Origin of the sequence: Streptomyces sp. NPDC008163 (assembly GCF_042956885.1) — a bacterium.
Classification (GTDB): domain Bacteria; phylum Actinomycetota; class Actinomycetes; order Streptomycetales; family Streptomycetaceae; genus Streptomyces; species Streptomyces drozdowiczii_A.
Map to the genome: position 1 here is coordinate 35,577 of NZ_JBIBHG010000008.1, position 13,044 is coordinate 48,620.

15 protein-coding genes are annotated in these 13,044 nt (G+C 72.5%); 4 read left to right on the forward strand and 11 right to left on the reverse strand.

The window, feature by feature from the left end; all coding sequences use genetic code 11:
• The first annotated feature begins 112 nt into the window (after window positions 1–112).
• On the forward strand, window positions 113–1,873 hold the full coding sequence (gene lysS, locus ACFZAT_RS18785) for a lysine--tRNA ligase (protein WP_391265340.1): 1,761 nt from the start codon (window positions 113–115) through the stop codon (window positions 1,871–1,873).
• 59 nt (window positions 1,874–1,932) lie between these two features.
• On the opposite strand, the gene ACFZAT_RS18790 is transcribed toward lysS, so the two are convergent.
• From ACFZAT_RS18790 to ACFZAT_RS18800, 3 genes are all read right to left on the reverse strand, one after another.
• Window positions 1,933–3,237: a DUF2637 domain-containing protein gene (locus ACFZAT_RS18790; RefSeq protein ID WP_391265606.1), complete on the reverse strand. Its 1,305-nt coding sequence runs from the start codon at window positions 3,235–3,237 to the stop codon at window positions 1,933–1,935.
• Window positions 3,238–3,380: 143 nt separating this feature from the next.
• Entirely contained in the window at window positions 3,381–4,196 is an 816-nt protein-coding gene (locus ACFZAT_RS18795) for a DUF3558 domain-containing protein (RefSeq protein WP_391265341.1), read from the reverse strand.
• A 190-nt stretch (window positions 4,197–4,386) separates the two neighbouring features.
• Window positions 4,387–5,220, reverse strand: coding sequence for a DUF3558 domain-containing protein (locus tag ACFZAT_RS18800; RefSeq protein WP_391265342.1), 834 nt, complete (start codon window positions 5,218–5,220; stop codon window positions 4,387–4,389).
• Between the two features lie 171 nt (window positions 5,221–5,391).
• On the opposite strand from ACFZAT_RS18800, the gene ACFZAT_RS18805 reads away from it, so the two are divergent.
• The gene (locus ACFZAT_RS18805) at window positions 5,392–6,585 is read left to right on the forward strand and encodes an RtcB family protein (RefSeq protein WP_391265343.1); all 1,194 of its coding nucleotides are present in this window, start codon (window positions 5,392–5,394) and stop codon (window positions 6,583–6,585) included.
• Window positions 6,586–6,618: 33 nt separating this feature from the next.
• Here ACFZAT_RS18805 and ACFZAT_RS18810 read toward each other — a convergent pair whose 3' ends face one another.
• Window positions 6,619–7,377, reverse strand: a complete 759-nt coding sequence (locus tag ACFZAT_RS18810; RefSeq protein ID WP_391265344.1) for an SDR family NAD(P)-dependent oxidoreductase — start codon at window positions 7,375–7,377, stop codon at window positions 6,619–6,621.
• A 69-nt stretch (window positions 7,378–7,446) separates the two neighbouring features.
• Window positions 7,447–7,782, reverse strand: a complete 336-nt coding sequence (locus tag ACFZAT_RS18815) for a YnfA family protein (protein WP_391265345.1) — start codon at window positions 7,780–7,782, stop codon at window positions 7,447–7,449.
• A 90-nt stretch (window positions 7,783–7,872) separates the two neighbouring features.
• Between ACFZAT_RS18815 and ACFZAT_RS18820 the strand changes: the two genes are divergently transcribed.
• The gene (locus tag ACFZAT_RS18820; protein WP_391265346.1) at window positions 7,873–8,283 is read left to right on the forward strand and encodes a hypothetical protein; all 411 of its coding nucleotides are present in this window, start codon (window positions 7,873–7,875) and stop codon (window positions 8,281–8,283) included.
• A 59-nt stretch (window positions 8,284–8,342) separates the two neighbouring features.
• Window positions 8,343–8,825 carry a MarR family transcriptional regulator gene (locus ACFZAT_RS18825; protein WP_391265347.1) on the forward strand — a complete coding sequence of 161 codons (483 nt, stop codon included), beginning with the start codon at window positions 8,343–8,345 and terminating at the stop codon, window positions 8,823–8,825.
• A 13-nt stretch (window positions 8,826–8,838) separates the two neighbouring features.
• On the opposite strand, the gene ACFZAT_RS18830 is transcribed toward ACFZAT_RS18825, so the two are convergent.
• The 6 genes from ACFZAT_RS18830 to ACFZAT_RS18855 all read right to left on the reverse strand — a co-directional run bounded on the left by ACFZAT_RS18830 (window position 8,839) and on the right by ACFZAT_RS18855 (window position 13,024).
• A complete protein-coding gene (locus tag ACFZAT_RS18830; protein ID WP_391265348.1) occupies window positions 8,839–9,573 on the reverse strand; it encodes a Mut7-C RNAse domain-containing protein in 735 nt (244 codons plus the stop codon).
• Window positions 9,574–9,616: 43 nt separating this feature from the next.
• Complete coding sequence (locus ACFZAT_RS18835; RefSeq protein WP_391265349.1) at window positions 9,617–10,456, reverse strand: NAD(P)H-binding protein; 840 nt, start codon at window positions 10,454–10,456, stop codon at window positions 9,617–9,619.
• 105 nt (window positions 10,457–10,561) lie between these two features.
• Window positions 10,562–11,101: a GNAT family N-acetyltransferase gene (locus ACFZAT_RS18840; RefSeq protein ID WP_391265350.1), complete on the reverse strand. Its 540-nt coding sequence runs from the start codon at window positions 11,099–11,101 to the stop codon at window positions 10,562–10,564.
• A gap of 37 nt (window positions 11,102–11,138) precedes the next feature.
• The gene (locus tag ACFZAT_RS18845) at window positions 11,139–11,969 is read right to left on the reverse strand and encodes a DUF6597 domain-containing transcriptional factor (protein WP_391265351.1); all 831 of its coding nucleotides are present in this window, start codon (window positions 11,967–11,969) and stop codon (window positions 11,139–11,141) included.
• A 67-nt stretch (window positions 11,970–12,036) separates the two neighbouring features.
• Window positions 12,037–12,195: a hypothetical protein gene (locus ACFZAT_RS18850; RefSeq protein WP_391265352.1), complete on the reverse strand. Its 159-nt coding sequence runs from the start codon at window positions 12,193–12,195 to the stop codon at window positions 12,037–12,039.
• A gap of 232 nt (window positions 12,196–12,427) precedes the next feature.
• A complete protein-coding gene (locus ACFZAT_RS18855; RefSeq protein ID WP_391265353.1) occupies window positions 12,428–13,024 on the reverse strand; it encodes a hypothetical protein in 597 nt (198 codons plus the stop codon).
• Window positions 13,025–13,044 lie beyond the last annotated feature (20 nt).

Genomic DNA, 13,044 nt, shown 5'->3' on the forward strand with positions numbered 1-13,044 from the left:
AGGGGACTGAGGATCGGTCCAGTATCCCACGGGGCGTAAAGCCGTTTTCGTACTGCGGCCCGCACCTGGGAGAATGGGCGGTGCCCCTACGAGTCCTACACGAGAGAAGGACGTGCCGACCGTGGCTCAGAGTCAGAGCAGCACCGAGACCGACTGGGTCTCCCGCTTCGCGGACGAGGTCATCGCCGAATCGGAGCGTCGTGCGCCTGGCAAACCGGTCGTCGTCGCCTCCGGCCTCTCCCCGTCCGGCCCGATCCACCTGGGCAACCTCCGCGAGGTCATGACCCCGCACCTGGTCGCCGACGAGATCCGCCGCCGGGGCCACACCGTGCGCCACCTGATCTCCTGGGACGACTACGACCGCTACCGCAAGGTGCCGAACGGCGTCCCCGGCATCGACGCGTCCTGGGCCGAGCACATCGGCAAGCCGCTGACCTCGGTGCCCGCCCCGGCCGGGTCCGCGTACCCGAACTGGGCCGAGCACTTCAAGGCCGCCATGACCGCGTCCCTGGACGAGCTCGGCGTCGACTACGACCCCATCAGCCAGACCGAGCAGTACCTCGCGGGCACCTACCGCGAGCAGATCCTGCACGCCATGCGCCACCGCGCGGACATCGACGCCATCCTCGACCGCTACCGCACCAAGAAGGACCCGGCGGCGGCGGGCAAGGGCGGCAAGAAGCCCCAGCAGAAGAAGGTCGACGAGGCCGAGCTGGAGGCCGAGGCCGGTTCCGGCGCGGCCGGCGAGGACGACGGCTCCGGCGGCTCCGGCGGCTACTTCCCGTACAAGCCCTACTGCGGCAACTGCGAGAAGGACCTCACCACCGTCACCTCGTACGACGACGACACCACCGAGCTGAACTACACCTGTACCGCCTGCGGCTTCGCCGAGACGGTCCGGCTCAGCGAGTTCAACCGGGGCAAGCTGGTCTGGAAGGTCGACTGGCCCATGCGCTGGGCCTACGAGGGCGTGATCTTCGAGCCCAGCGGCGTCGACCACTCCTCGCCCGGCTCCTCCTTCGTCGTCGGCGGCCAGATCGTCCGCGAGGTCTTCGACGGCGTCCAGCCGATCGGGCCCATGTACGCCTTCGTCGGCATCTCCGGCATGGCCAAGATGTCCTCCTCCAAGGGCGGCGTGCCCACCCCGGCCGACGCCCTGAAGATCATGGAGGCCCCGCTGCTGCGCTGGCTCTACGCCCGCCGCAAGCCCAACCAGTCCTTCAAGATCGCCTTCGACCAGGAGATCCAGCGGCTCTACGACGAGTGGGACTCGCTGGCCCGCAAGGTCGCCGACGGCACGGTCCTCCCGGCCGACGCCGCCGCGTACAGCCGCGCGATCGGCACGGCCGCCGGTGCGCTCCCGAGCACGCCGCGCCCGCTGCCGTACCGCACGCTCGCCTCGGTCGCGGACATCACGGCCGGTGCGGAGGACCAGACGCTGCGCATCCTCAGCGAGCTGGACCCGGCGAACCCGCTCGCCTCGCTGGACGAGGCCCGCCCGCGCCTCGACCGCGCCGAGAGCTGGATCACCACCCAGGTCCCGGCCGAGGCCCGCACGGTCGTGCGCGACGAGCCGGACGAGGAACTGCTCGGCTCGCTGGACGACCAGGGCCGCGAGTCGCTGCGGCTGCTCCTGGCGGGCCTGGACACGCACTGGTCCCTGGACGGCCTGACCACGCTCGTCTACGGCGTGCCGAAGGTCCTCGCGGGCCTGGAGCCCGACGCCAAGCCGACGCCCGAGCTGAAGACCGCCCAGCGGTCCTTCTTCGCCCTGCTCTACCGGCTGCTCGTCAGCCGCGACACGGGGCCGCGCCTGCCCACGCTGCTGCTCGCGGTGGGGGCGGACCGGGTGCGGAAGCTCCTGGGCGCGTAGTCCGGATGCGTCTAGGGGCCGTCTCCCGGGTGGGAGGCGGCCCCTCGTGCGTGACGCACTTACGCGATGTGGTCGGCTTCCAGCTCCGCGTGGAAGCGCTGCTTGAACTTCGGCATCAGCTGCCGGATCAGCGCCTCGCCGCGCGGGTGGCGGACGTTGTGCCCGTCCGACAGGTGTATGTCCAGCACCGCGACGCTCGGGTAGTCGTTGTTCTCGGCGATGAACGCCGAGAACACCTCGTACGCGATCTCGGCGAACTCCTCGTCCTCCTGCGTCCACTGCTGCGCGGACTCCTGGACCGGCTCCGGCAGGGGCTCCGGTACGGGGATCTGCTCGGGCTGCCCGCCGGGGACGGTGCTCCCGACCGTGCCCACGTTGCCCAGCGGCCGGGTGCGGCCGGGGCCCGTGGGGACCTGGTGCGGGACCGGGCCCTCGACCTCGAAGTCCGGGTCGTAGGTGCCCTCGTACACCTTGGCGGTCGCCTGCGCCGGGAACCAGGGGTTGTCGTTCTCGTCGGCGACGGGCTGGGCGGGGCCGTGCTGCGGCACCTCCGGGGTCGCCGTCTGCGGCAGCTCCGGGTGCTGCTGGGCCGTCTCCACGGCGGGGGCGGCCTGGGGCAGCGGCTCAGGCACGGGCTCCGGCACCGGCATCGCGGCCGGTTCGGGGGCCGGGGGCAGGAGCGCCGGTTCGATGCCGGCGGCGGCCAGGCCGGCCGGGCCGGTGTCGGCGAGCGGGACGCCGTACTTCGCGAGGCGCAGCGGCATCAGGGACTCGACGGGCGCCCTGCGCCGCCAGGCGCGGCCGTAGCGGGCCTGGAGGCGGGCCTGGTAGATCAGACGGTCCTGCTCCAGCTTGATGACCTGCTCGTAGCTGCGGAGCTCCCACAGCTTCATCCGGCGCCAGAGCCGGAAGGTGGGGACCGGCGAGAGCAGCCACCGGGTGAGGCGGACGCCCTCCATGTGCTTGTCGGCCGTGATGTCCGCGATCCGGCCCACCGCGTGACGGGCGGCCTCGACGGCGACGACGAAGAGGACGGGGATGACCGCGTGCATGCCGACGCCGAGCGGGTCGGGCCAGGCGGCGGCGCCGTTGAACGCGATCGTCGCGGCCGTCAGCAGCCAGGCCGTCTGGCGCAGCAGCGGGAACGGGATGCGCAGCCAGGTGAGCAGCAGGTCCAGGGCCAGCAGCACACAGATGCCCGCGTCGATGCCGATCGGGAAGACCAGCGAGAAGTCGCCGAACCCCTTGCTCAGGGCCAGCTCGCGCACCGCGGCGTACGAACCGGCGAAGCCGATCGCGGCGATCAGCACCGCACCGGCCACGACCAGACCGATCAGCACCCGATGCGTGCGCGTCAGCTGCATCGCAGCCACCCCCCATCCCCTCCCTGTTCCCTTGTCCTCGTCCGTTCTCGTCGCCGGTGGCTAGTTTCCGGCGGGCACAGCCTGGCACATGCGTACGAGAGGTGTCGCGGGGGGAGGGGCCGGGGCGGCCGCGGGTGTCGCTGTCAGGAGGCGGCCTTCGCCGACGAACTGGGCTTCTTGGACGGCTTCTTGGAGGAGTCGTCCGACGGCTTGTCAGTTGCCTTCGGGCTCTCGGTGCCACCGGCATTCGCCTCGGCGACGGCGGCGACCGCGTCCTTGGCGGCCATCGTGGCGCCCTTCAGAATCGTCTCGGCGTCCGGTGTCTTCGAACCGGCGTAACCCGCTCCGTTGTAGTTGACGACCACGACGACGTTCCCCGTACGGGCGACGATCGTCGTGAACCGGAAGTCCTCGTCCGTCTTGGACTGGTCGTACGTGATCTTCGTCGCCTGGTCGCCGATGCCGCTGACGGACCCGGCCTTGACGTTCTTCGCGCCGTCGGTCGCCTCGGACTTCTTGACCTGCTTGTCGAACCCGTCGCCCGCGCGGGCGGCCCCGCTGCCCAGGGTCTGGTCCGATGCGAAGCGGGTGAAGCCGACGTCCAGCCAGCGGTACTGGGAGCCCTTGACGCCCTTGTCGGCCAGTCCGTTCCAGGAGCAGCCGCCCCGGACGGACGCGTCGCTGGACTTGCTGCGCGTGCCGTTCTTGCTCTTGGCGGAGGGGACCAGGGACGTGACGGTCTTCGCCTCGACGGACGAGCAGGGATCGGGCAGCTCGGCGAACTTCGCCGCCTCGACGGCCGGTTCCGACTTCGTCGCGTCCGGCGAGGCGGAGGCTGAGGTGGCGGAGTCCGCGTCCTTCTTGTCGCCGGAGTCCGACGAGCAGCCGGCGACGACGAGCATCACCGGGACGGCGGCGCAGGCGAGTATGCGGGTGAGTCGCGGGGCTGATCGGTGCATGGTTCCTTCACTCGGATGGCGCGGCGGTCGGGGGACGGTGGTGCGGCGGTAGCCGTACGGAGACAGGCGGCCGCGGTCGGCCGCCGGTGGCTCCGGAGGGCCACGGTACGACGGACGGCGCCCGGATGCCGCCTTCGCCCGCGGGCGCGGGGAGCGGCGCGCGGGCGGGACCGGCGGGGTGCGGGCCGCCTCAGTCGTTGAACGATTCGACCAGCTGACGGGCCATTGCCTGGGCCTTCTCCTGGAGTTCCTGGCTGTCGGGGACCTCGGTGGGCATGGCCGGCTGGGCGGTGTACTCGACGGTCACGATGACGTTGGATGTGCGGAACACCACGCTGACGGTGCGGTGACGGGCGGGGGCGCCGGCCCGGCTGAGCGCGTCGTCCAGGAACGCGCTGTCGCCCAGCTTGTCGAGCAGCCGGGGCTGGAGGCTGCCGGCGGGGCTGCCGGGGGTGGTGCCGTCGGTGTCGCCGGCCGCGTCCTTGTCCGCCGCGCCGTCCGCGCTCTCGGCGCCGTCCGTGCTCTCCGTGCCCGCGTCCGGGGAGCCGGAGCCGGACGGGGAGGCGTCGGGGGTCTCCGGCGGCAGGGCGGTGTCGGGCAGGTCGGCGGCGGTCTCCTTCTTCGCGTACACCTCGCGGGCGCGGTCGTCGTCGCTCACGGCGGTGTCGTAGGAGACGACGCGCTCGAAGTCCAGGTGGATGCTGCGGGTGCCCTCGGGAGCGTCGGACTTCCAGCGGCAGCCGATCCGCCGGTCGGTGTCGTACGTGACCGTGGCGGAGCCCTCGAACACCTTGTCCTGCTGGGCCTCGGGCAGGTCCGCGGTGCCGGGCAGGAGGTCCTTGAGGGTGGCCAGCGGGACGGCCCGGCAGGCGTCGGGGAGCGTGCGGTACTTGCCGGGGGGCGCGGCGGAGATGGTGGGGGTGTTGCCCGGCTTGCCGTCGGGGGCGGCTTCGCCGCCTCCGGTATCGCTGGTGCAGCCGGCGGCGAGCGCTGCGATGAGCACGGCGCCGGTCGCGTACGCCATTCGTCGCACGGTCCTGGGCTCCCTTCGTGCGAAAAACGGTTGCCGCCCGATGGCGGCCGATGGACACAATGTGTATCGCACGCGCCGCTGTGAACGCCGGTCGGCCGACCTATTTGGCCGATCCTGGCGCCGGTTTTGCGCTTCAGACTTTTTCGGGGGAATCGAGGGGTTATGTCGTATGTAGAGGTACCGGGTGCGAAGGTTCCCATCCGGATGTGGACCGACCCGGCGTCGGTCGAGGACGTGGCGATGCAGCAGCTGCGCAATGTCGCCACGCTGCCCTGGATCAAGGGCCTGGCCGTCATGCCCGACGTCCACTTCGGCAAGGGCGCCACGGTCGGCTCGGTCATCGCGATGCACGGCGCGGTCTGCCCGGCGGCGGTGGGCGTGGACATCGGCTGCGGCATGTCCGCGGTGAAGACCTCGCTGACCGCGAACGACCTTCCCGGCGACCTGTCCGGCCTGCGCTCGAAGATCGAGCAGGCGATCCCGGTCGGCCGGGGCATGCACGACGATCCGGTCGACCCGTCCGACCTGTACGGCCTGGCGGCCGGCGGCTGGGACGACTTCTGGTCGCGGTTCGACGGAGTGGCCGAAGCGGTCAAATTCCGTCAGGAACGGGCCACGAAGCAGATGGGAACGCTCGGATCGGGAAACCACTTCATCGAGTTCTGTCTCGATGAGTCGGGTTCCGTCTGGCTGATGCTGCACTCCGGGTCGCGGAACATCGGCAAGGAGCTGGCCGATTTCCACATCGGCCGGGCGCAGGGACTGGCGCACAACCAGGGCCTGGTCGACCGTGACCTCGCGGTCTTCCTCGCGGACACCGAGCCGATGCGCGAGTACCGCAACGACCTGTTCTGGGCGCAGGAGTACGCGAAGCACAACCGCGCGGTCATGATGGCGCTGTTCCAGAACGTCGTCCGCAAGGAGTTCAAGAAGGCCAAGGTCACCTTCGAACCGGTCATCTCCTGCCACCACAACTACGTGGCGGAGGAGCGGTACGACGGGATGGACCTGCTCGTCACCCGCAAGGGCGCGATCCGGGCCGGCTCCGGCGACTACGGGATCATCCCGGGCTCCATGGGCACCGGTTCGTACATCGTGAAGGGCCTCGGCAACGAGAAGTCCTTCAACTCGGCCTCGCACGGCGCCGGCCGCAAGATGAGCCGGAACGCCGCGAAGAAGCGGTTCTCCACGAAGGATCTGGAGGACCAGACGCGGGGCGTCGAGTGCCGCAAGGACTCCGGGGTCGTGGACGAGATCCCGGGCGCCTACAAGCCGATCGAGAAGGTCATCGACCAGCAGCGCGACCTGGTCGAGGTCGTCGCGAAGCTGAAGCAGGTCATCTGCGTGAAGGGCTGAGGCAGGGGCCGGGGCGACCCGGCCCCGCCGTCCTCATGCCGTGCGGTGCACCTTCGAGTTGCTGGCCTGGGCACGGGGGCGGACCACCAGGAGGTCGATGTTGACGTGGCTGGGGCGGGTGACCGCCCAGTTGATCGTGTCGGCCACGTCGTCGGCGGTGAGGGGGGCGTCCACGCCCGCGTAGACCTTGGCGGCCTTGTCCGTGTCGCCGCGGAAGCGGGTGGTGGCGAACTCCTCGGTCTTGACCATGCCCGGGGCGATCTCGATGACGCGGACCGGGGTGCCGACGATCTCCAGGCGCAGGGTCTCGGCCAGCACGTGTTCGCCGTGCTTGGCGGCCACGTAACCGCCGCCGCCCTCGTACGTGGACAGGCCGGCGGTCGAGGAGAGGATGACCACCGTCCCGTCGCCGCTCGCGGTGAGGGCGGGGAGCAGGGCCTGGGTCACGTTGAGCGTGCCGATGACGTTCGTCTCGTACATCTGGCGCCAGTCCTGCGGGTCACCCGTGGCGACCGGGTCGGCCCCGAGCGCGCCGCCCGCGTTGTTGACCAGGACGGCCAGGCTGCGGAACGCGGTGGCGAACTCGTCCACGGCCGCGCGGTCGGTGACGTCCAGCGCGTAGGCCGTCGCCTGGTGGCCGGCCCCGGTGAGCTCGGCGGCCAGGGCCTCGATGCGGTCCTTGCGGCGGGCGGTGAGCACGACGCGGTAGCCGGAGGCCGCCAGCTGCCGAGCGGTCGCGGCGCCGATGCCGCTGCTCGCTCCGGTGACGACGGCGATGGGGGTTGCGGCCATGGTCGGGCTCTCCTCGGACGGCTGAACGGTACGGTCGAACGGGGCCAGGATAGGCAGGTCGGGCCGGGGTCAGTGGTTGCGGGGGGCGTACATGATCACGGCCATCCCGGCCAGGCAGACCAGCGCGCCGGTCACGTCCCAGCGGTCCGGCCGGTAGCCGTCGGCGGCCATGCCCCAGGCGATCGAGCCCGCCACGAAGACCCCGCCGTACGCCGCCAGCACCCGCCCGAACTCGCCGTCCGGCTGGAGCGTCGCCACGAAGCCGTACGTGCCCAGCGCGACGATCCCCGCGCCGATCCAGGCCCACCCCCGGTGTTCGCGCACGCCCTGCCAGACGAGCCAGGCGCCGCCGATCTCGAAGAGCGCGGCGAGGACGAACAGGGCGATGGAACGGAGCACGGACATGGGAGCAGGGTGCCATGGGCGGCGCGCCGCGAGACGCGCCGAACCGATCGGTAAATATGTGCAATTCGGGGTGATCGGTATCTTCAGGGCGTGTTTCTGACGCGCAGGGCTCTGCCGGGGGTGTCCGCCGCGGCGGCGATGGTGGCGGCCTCGGTGCCGCTCGCGGGCGGGACGGCCTCGGCGCACGGCGCGCCCGTGGCCCGGAGGCCCTCGGACGTCTCCGACGCGACCGTGCGGGTGCGGGCCTCCGTGCCGCTGGCCGCCCGCCAGGAGCTGCCCGGCGACTGCCTCCAGGAGGACCCGCGGACCGTCCTGTGCCGGACGGGCCCGCTGCGTGCCGACGGCCGCCGGCAGCGCCGGATCGCGCTCGGGCTCCGGCTGGCGGGGCTGCCCGACGAGGTCGTCGTCCGGGTCGGCACCGCGTACAACGGCGGGACGACGGACCGGGACGCCGGCAACAACGAACACGAGGTGCTGGCGCCGGCGACCGGGGACCCGTAGGTGTTCTGAGCGGTGACCAGGACGTCCCGGGGGATTCGAGGGATTCGTACACTCTCCGCATGCCGCCGAAGCCGTCCCCCCGCCGCAGCACCCTGCTGGCCGAGATGTCCGTGGTGTCGCGGCGCTACATGGCCGCGTACGCGCTGTTCAACCAGGCCGTCGCCGACCGGCTGGGGCTGCACCCGACCGACCTCCAGTGCCTCAACCTGCTCAGCCTGGAGGCGGGGCCCGTCACCACGGGCCGCGTCGCCGAGCTGACCGGGCTCACCACCGGTTCGGCGACCCGGCTGGTGGACCGCCTGGTCCGGGCCGGTTACGTGACCCGGGCGCGGGACACCGCGGACCGGCGGCGGGTGCTCGTGGCGACGGTGCCGGAGCGCATGGCGGAGTTCGGCGCGGTGTGGCAGCGGCTGAACGGCGGCTGGGACGCGCTGTTCGACGCGTACGACGACGACGAGGTCGCCCTGCTGCTCGGCCACATGCGGCGGACGGTGGAGCTGAGCACGGCGCAGATCGCGCGGCTTCGGGAGGGCGAGGCCTGAGGCGGCGCAGCCCTCAGCCCGCCACCGGCCCGAAGTCGCGCACCGCTTCCGCGACGATCGCCTCAAGCCGGGCGTGGTGCGCGCCCCGCCAGTAGACCCGCCCGCACTCGACGCACTGTGCGAACACGTCGTACGTACGGCGCGTCCCGTGCTCCAGGTGCGGACCCACCGTGTCCTTGTCGGCCGCCGCCAGCGGGCCGTTGCACGCGGTGCACCGGGTCCACGGGGCGAGCGCCGGGGCGAACCGCTCCAGGACGTCCCGCAGCTGTTCGTCGGGCCGGTCGCTGTAGACGTACGCCCCCGCCCAGAGCTCGCGGCGGTGCAGCAGCCCCCGGTCCCGGGAGAGCAGGACGCGCCGCTCCTTCGCGGAGAGCGCGGCCAGGGCCGGGTCGCCGATGTCCTCGCTCTCGTACGCGGCGTCGACGCCGAGCAGCCGCAGCCGCCGGGCGAGGGTGCCGAGGTGGACGTCGAGCAGGAAGCGCAGGGGCGCCCCCGGCACCTGCTGCGGGCGGGGCACCGGGCGGACCTCCACCAGCTCCCCGGCGGCCGGGACGTGCGAGGCGGGGGCCGGGCGGCCGTCCACGAGGAGCTCGCCGGCCTCGGTGAGCGGGATGCCCAGGGACTCCACGACATGGCCGAGCGTGGACGAACCGTCGGTGATCACCGGTGTCCGTCCCTGCCGGCGCCCGTGGGCCACGAAAAGCCTGAGCTCGGGGGCGACTTCGAGGTGGATCTCCGGTCCGTTCACCCGGTCAGGATGCCATCGGGGGCGGGCGCGCCGCCTGCGGATTTCAGGGGCGGAAGGCGGCGGCGTGCTCGGCGGCCCAGGTGGCGAAGGGGCGGGCCGGGTGGCCGGTCAGCTTCTCCACCCCGTCGGCCACCTCGGCGGGGACGCCGTCGGTGGCCGCCCAGTAGTCGAGCAGCCCGTCGGCGACCTCGGCGGGCATGAAGGACGCCATGGACTCCTTCCAGGCGGCCGGGCTCACCTCGTGGACCGCGGCCGGGGTGCCGGAGGCGTCGGCCAGGATGCGGACCTGCTCGGCGGCGCTGAGGGACGCGGGGCCGGTGAGGTGGTATGCGGCGCCCTGGAGCGCCGGGTCGGTGAGCGCGGCGAGGGCGGCCTCGGCGATGTCGGCCTCGTGGACGGGGCTGCCCTCGCTGCGGGGGTGGGGCAGGTCGACGGGGCGCCCGGAGCGGAAGGCCCCGGACCACCCGTAGGCGTTGGTGGCGAAGGCGCCGGGGCGCAGCAGGGTCGCGGTGAGCGGTGAGGCGAGCAGCGCCCGCTCCACCGCGTGGTGCGAGGCGGCGATCGGGTTGGCCGCCGGGTCGGGTACCAGGACCGAGCTGGAGGACAGCAGCACGATGTGGCGTACTCCGGCGGCCCGGGCGGCGGTGAGGAAGGCGTCGATGTGCGCGGGCTCCGCGTACAGGAAGACGGAGTCCACGCCCTCCAGGGCGGCGGGGAACGTGCCGGGGTCGCCGAGGTCGCAGGTGACGGCGGGGACGCCGGGCGGCGGGGTCAGCTCGGCGGCGTTGCGCGAGGCGGCACGGACGGGGTGGCCGCCCTGGTGCAGGAGGGTGGTGAGCGCGGCGCCGACGCGGCCGCGGCATCCGGTGACGAGCGTGAGCATGGGTCTCCTCGGGCATGCTTGAGTGCGTCGCGCATAAGTTGCGCGACGCAGGTAAATATCCAGGAGGCGGCGACGCCCGTCAAACGCATAAGTCTGTCTCCGGCCTCAGGCGTCCGGGTGCAGGTCCAGCCGCCAGTCGTGGGTGAGGAGCGGGTGGCCCGGCGGGTACTCGATCTCGCACTCGCCGAGCAGCGTGAAGCCGGCCCTGCGGCAGACGCCGTTCGACGGGCCGTTCTCCACGGACGGGTAGGCGTGCAGATAGCGGTGCTTGCGCTCGGCGCGCGCCGCGTCGGCCACCGCGCGCGTCGCCGCCGAGGCGATGCCCCGGCCCTGGAACTCCGGCAGGACCGTCCAGCCCGTCTCGTACACCTCCTGGTCCCGCCAGGGCCGTTCCCAGAAGCCGATGGTGCCCACGGCCTCCGACCCGTCGGCCAGGGCGACGCGGAACATCCGGCCCCGGCCCGTCCGGTCGGCGCTGAGCGCCACGTACCGCGCGTGGCGCGCTGTCAGCTGCGCCTCCGTCTCGGGCCCGCCCAGATGGGCCATCAGCTCCGGCGCGTTGGTGCGGCGGAGGAGGTCCAGGTCGTCGTCCGACCAGGGCTCGATCCGTACGGATGAGGCTGTGGTGCGCTTCACATCGGCCATGACCGCACTGTAGGACGCGGCGCTGACAGTGGGCGCCTCAGCGGGCGGACAGCGCCGTGGGCGGTACGCCGAGCGTCGCCGTGAAGTCCCGGACCAGGTGCGCCTGATCGCTGTAACCGAGGTCGGCGGCGAGGCCCGCCCAGTCCACGTCCGGGTCCGCCCCGGCACGCTCCAGCGCCTCGTGGATGCGGTAGCGCAGGATGACCCACTTGGGGCCGACCCCCACGTACGCGGCGAACAGCCGTTGCAGCGAGCGCGCCGACACGCCCTCGGCGCGGGCGAGTCCGTCGACGCGCAGGATCGTCCGGTCGGTGCGGACCAGGTCCACGAGGGCCATCGCCCGGTCGGCGCGCGGGTCGGGCCCGGGACCGAGCGCCAGCAGATACGCGTCCATCGCGGCGACCCGGTCGTCCTCGTCCGCCGGGTCCAGCACGGCGGCGGGCGGGGCGGGCGGCCCCGGTGGCGTGAACACGTCGGCGGCCGGGAGCCGCCGGCCGGTCCAGCGCGAGACGGGTGCCCCGGGCGCGAATGGCCGGAATCCACCCGGCCGGAACTGCACCCCGCAGACGCGCCCGCGCCCCTCCAGCTTCTGCGTGAACAGCTCCAGGCCGATGCCCGAGACCTCGGCGTACCCGGCGTCCTCGTCGCCGCAGCCCGGGTACCGCTCGAAGACGAGGTTGACACTCGGGTGCGGGACGAGGTGCGAGGCGTACGGCTGGGAGAGGTCCCAGTCGATCAGCCAGTAGTGCTCCAGATACCGCCGCAGCCCGGGCGCGGGCTCGCGGCGCCGGAACTGTACGTGCGCGAACAGCTCGGGCGCGTCGACGATCCCCCGGGTGTCGCGCCGAGGACCTTCGTGACCGGCCACGACGCGAGATCCTAGGGGGTGTCCTGTCGGTCGGGCGCGGACCCGGCCAAGATCGGCAAGACACCCCCTAGGGCTGCTCCCGGCCCTCGGCCAGCCGGGCGGCCTGCTGGGTGTACGGGGACGGCGGCGCGGGATGCCTGCGCCGCCACCACGTGCTCAGGGCCGTGTAGAGGCCGCTGGCGAGGAGCAGCGCGGGGATGGACAGGGTCAGGAGTGTGTCGCCCATGGCAGCCTCCTTCGGGAGGGCGGTGCCTCCTGCATCGGCAGGGCGGACGGGCCTCCTGAAGATCACTCTTCGGCCATTGAATGGCCGGATATGGCTGGCCTACATGTGTCCTTCGAGCACATGACCGCAGACGGGCCGGAGCCCGGCTCAGCCGCCGCTCACCACGTCCCGGACCGGGGCACCCCGGCGTCGCGCTGCCGTCAGCGCGACGGTTCGGCCCCCACCACCCCGGTCAGGGCCACACCAAGCAATACGCCTGGTGCCCCGCGTCGTGCAGCCGGTGACTGAAGTCCTGCCACTCGTGGAGGAGTTGGTAGACGTTGAACGCGTCGCTCGGGCCGCCGCGGTCCGGGACCGTGGACCAGATGAAGGCGGCGGCGCCCACCGACTCCTCGCCGACGCCGCGCAGGGGGTCGACCACGGTCATGGGGAGCTTGACCACCGCGTAGTCGGGGTGCAGGACGACCAGTTCCAGCGGGGGGACCTTGTGCAGAGGTATGCCCTGTATGCCGGTGAGGACCATCGCGGCCACCGTCTCCGGCTTGATCTTGGTGAACATGCCGCCCATGCCGAGCTCGTCGCCGCCGAGCTCCTCGGGGCGCATGGAGATGGGCACGCGTGCCGCGGTGGCTCCGTCGGGAGCACCGAAATACTTGTAGGTCACCCCCACCCGGCCACCACTTCCGCTCCCGGCTCCGTCGCCTGTCCGCGCCTCACCGGCCTGTATGCCCTGCGTGTGCTCGGCCTCGCGCCGCCGGTGCCGGCCCCGCCGGGCAGGCTCGGGCCCCGGGCCGTCCATCCCTTCGCCCACTCCGCCACCGCGATGCATATCTCATCCACCCGACTACT

Bases quoted from the DNA above. Each gene is read 5' to 3' on its own strand.
- ACFZAT_RS18790 (WP_391265606.1), bottom strand. From the start codon at position 3,237: ATGCAGCTGACGCGCACGCATCGGGTGCTGATCGGTCTGGTCGTGGCC.
- ACFZAT_RS18795 (WP_391265341.1), bottom strand. From the start codon at position 4,196: ATGCACCGATCAGCCCCGCGACTCACCCGCATACTCGCCTGCGCCGCC.
- ACFZAT_RS18800 (WP_391265342.1), bottom strand. From the start codon at position 5,220: ATGGCGTACGCGACCGGCGCCGTGCTCATCGCAGCGCTCGCCGCCGGC.
- ACFZAT_RS18805 (WP_391265343.1), top strand. From the start codon at position 5,392: ATGTCGTATGTAGAGGTACCGGGTGCGAAGGTTCCCATCCGGATGTGG.
- ACFZAT_RS18810 (WP_391265344.1), bottom strand. From the start codon at position 7,377: ATGGCCGCAACCCCCATCGCCGTCGTCACCGGAGCGAGCAGCGGCATC.
- ACFZAT_RS18815 (WP_391265345.1), bottom strand. From the start codon at position 7,782: ATGTCCGTGCTCCGTTCCATCGCCCTGTTCGTCCTCGCCGCGCTCTTC.
- ACFZAT_RS18825 (WP_391265347.1), top strand. From the start codon at position 8,343: ATGCCGCCGAAGCCGTCCCCCCGCCGCAGCACCCTGCTGGCCGAGATG.
- ACFZAT_RS18835 (WP_391265349.1), bottom strand. From the start codon at position 10,456: ATGCTCACGCTCGTCACCGGATGCCGCGGCCGCGTCGGCGCCGCGCTC.
- ACFZAT_RS18840 (WP_391265350.1), bottom strand. From the start codon at position 11,101: ATGGCCGATGTGAAGCGCACCACAGCCTCATCCGTACGGATCGAGCCC.
- ACFZAT_RS18850 (WP_391265352.1), bottom strand. From the start codon at position 12,195: ATGGGCGACACACTCCTGACCCTGTCCATCCCCGCGCTGCTCCTCGCC.
- ACFZAT_RS18855 (WP_391265353.1), bottom strand. From the start codon at position 13,024: ATGCATCGCGGTGGCGGAGTGGGCGAAGGGATGGACGGCCCGGGGCCC.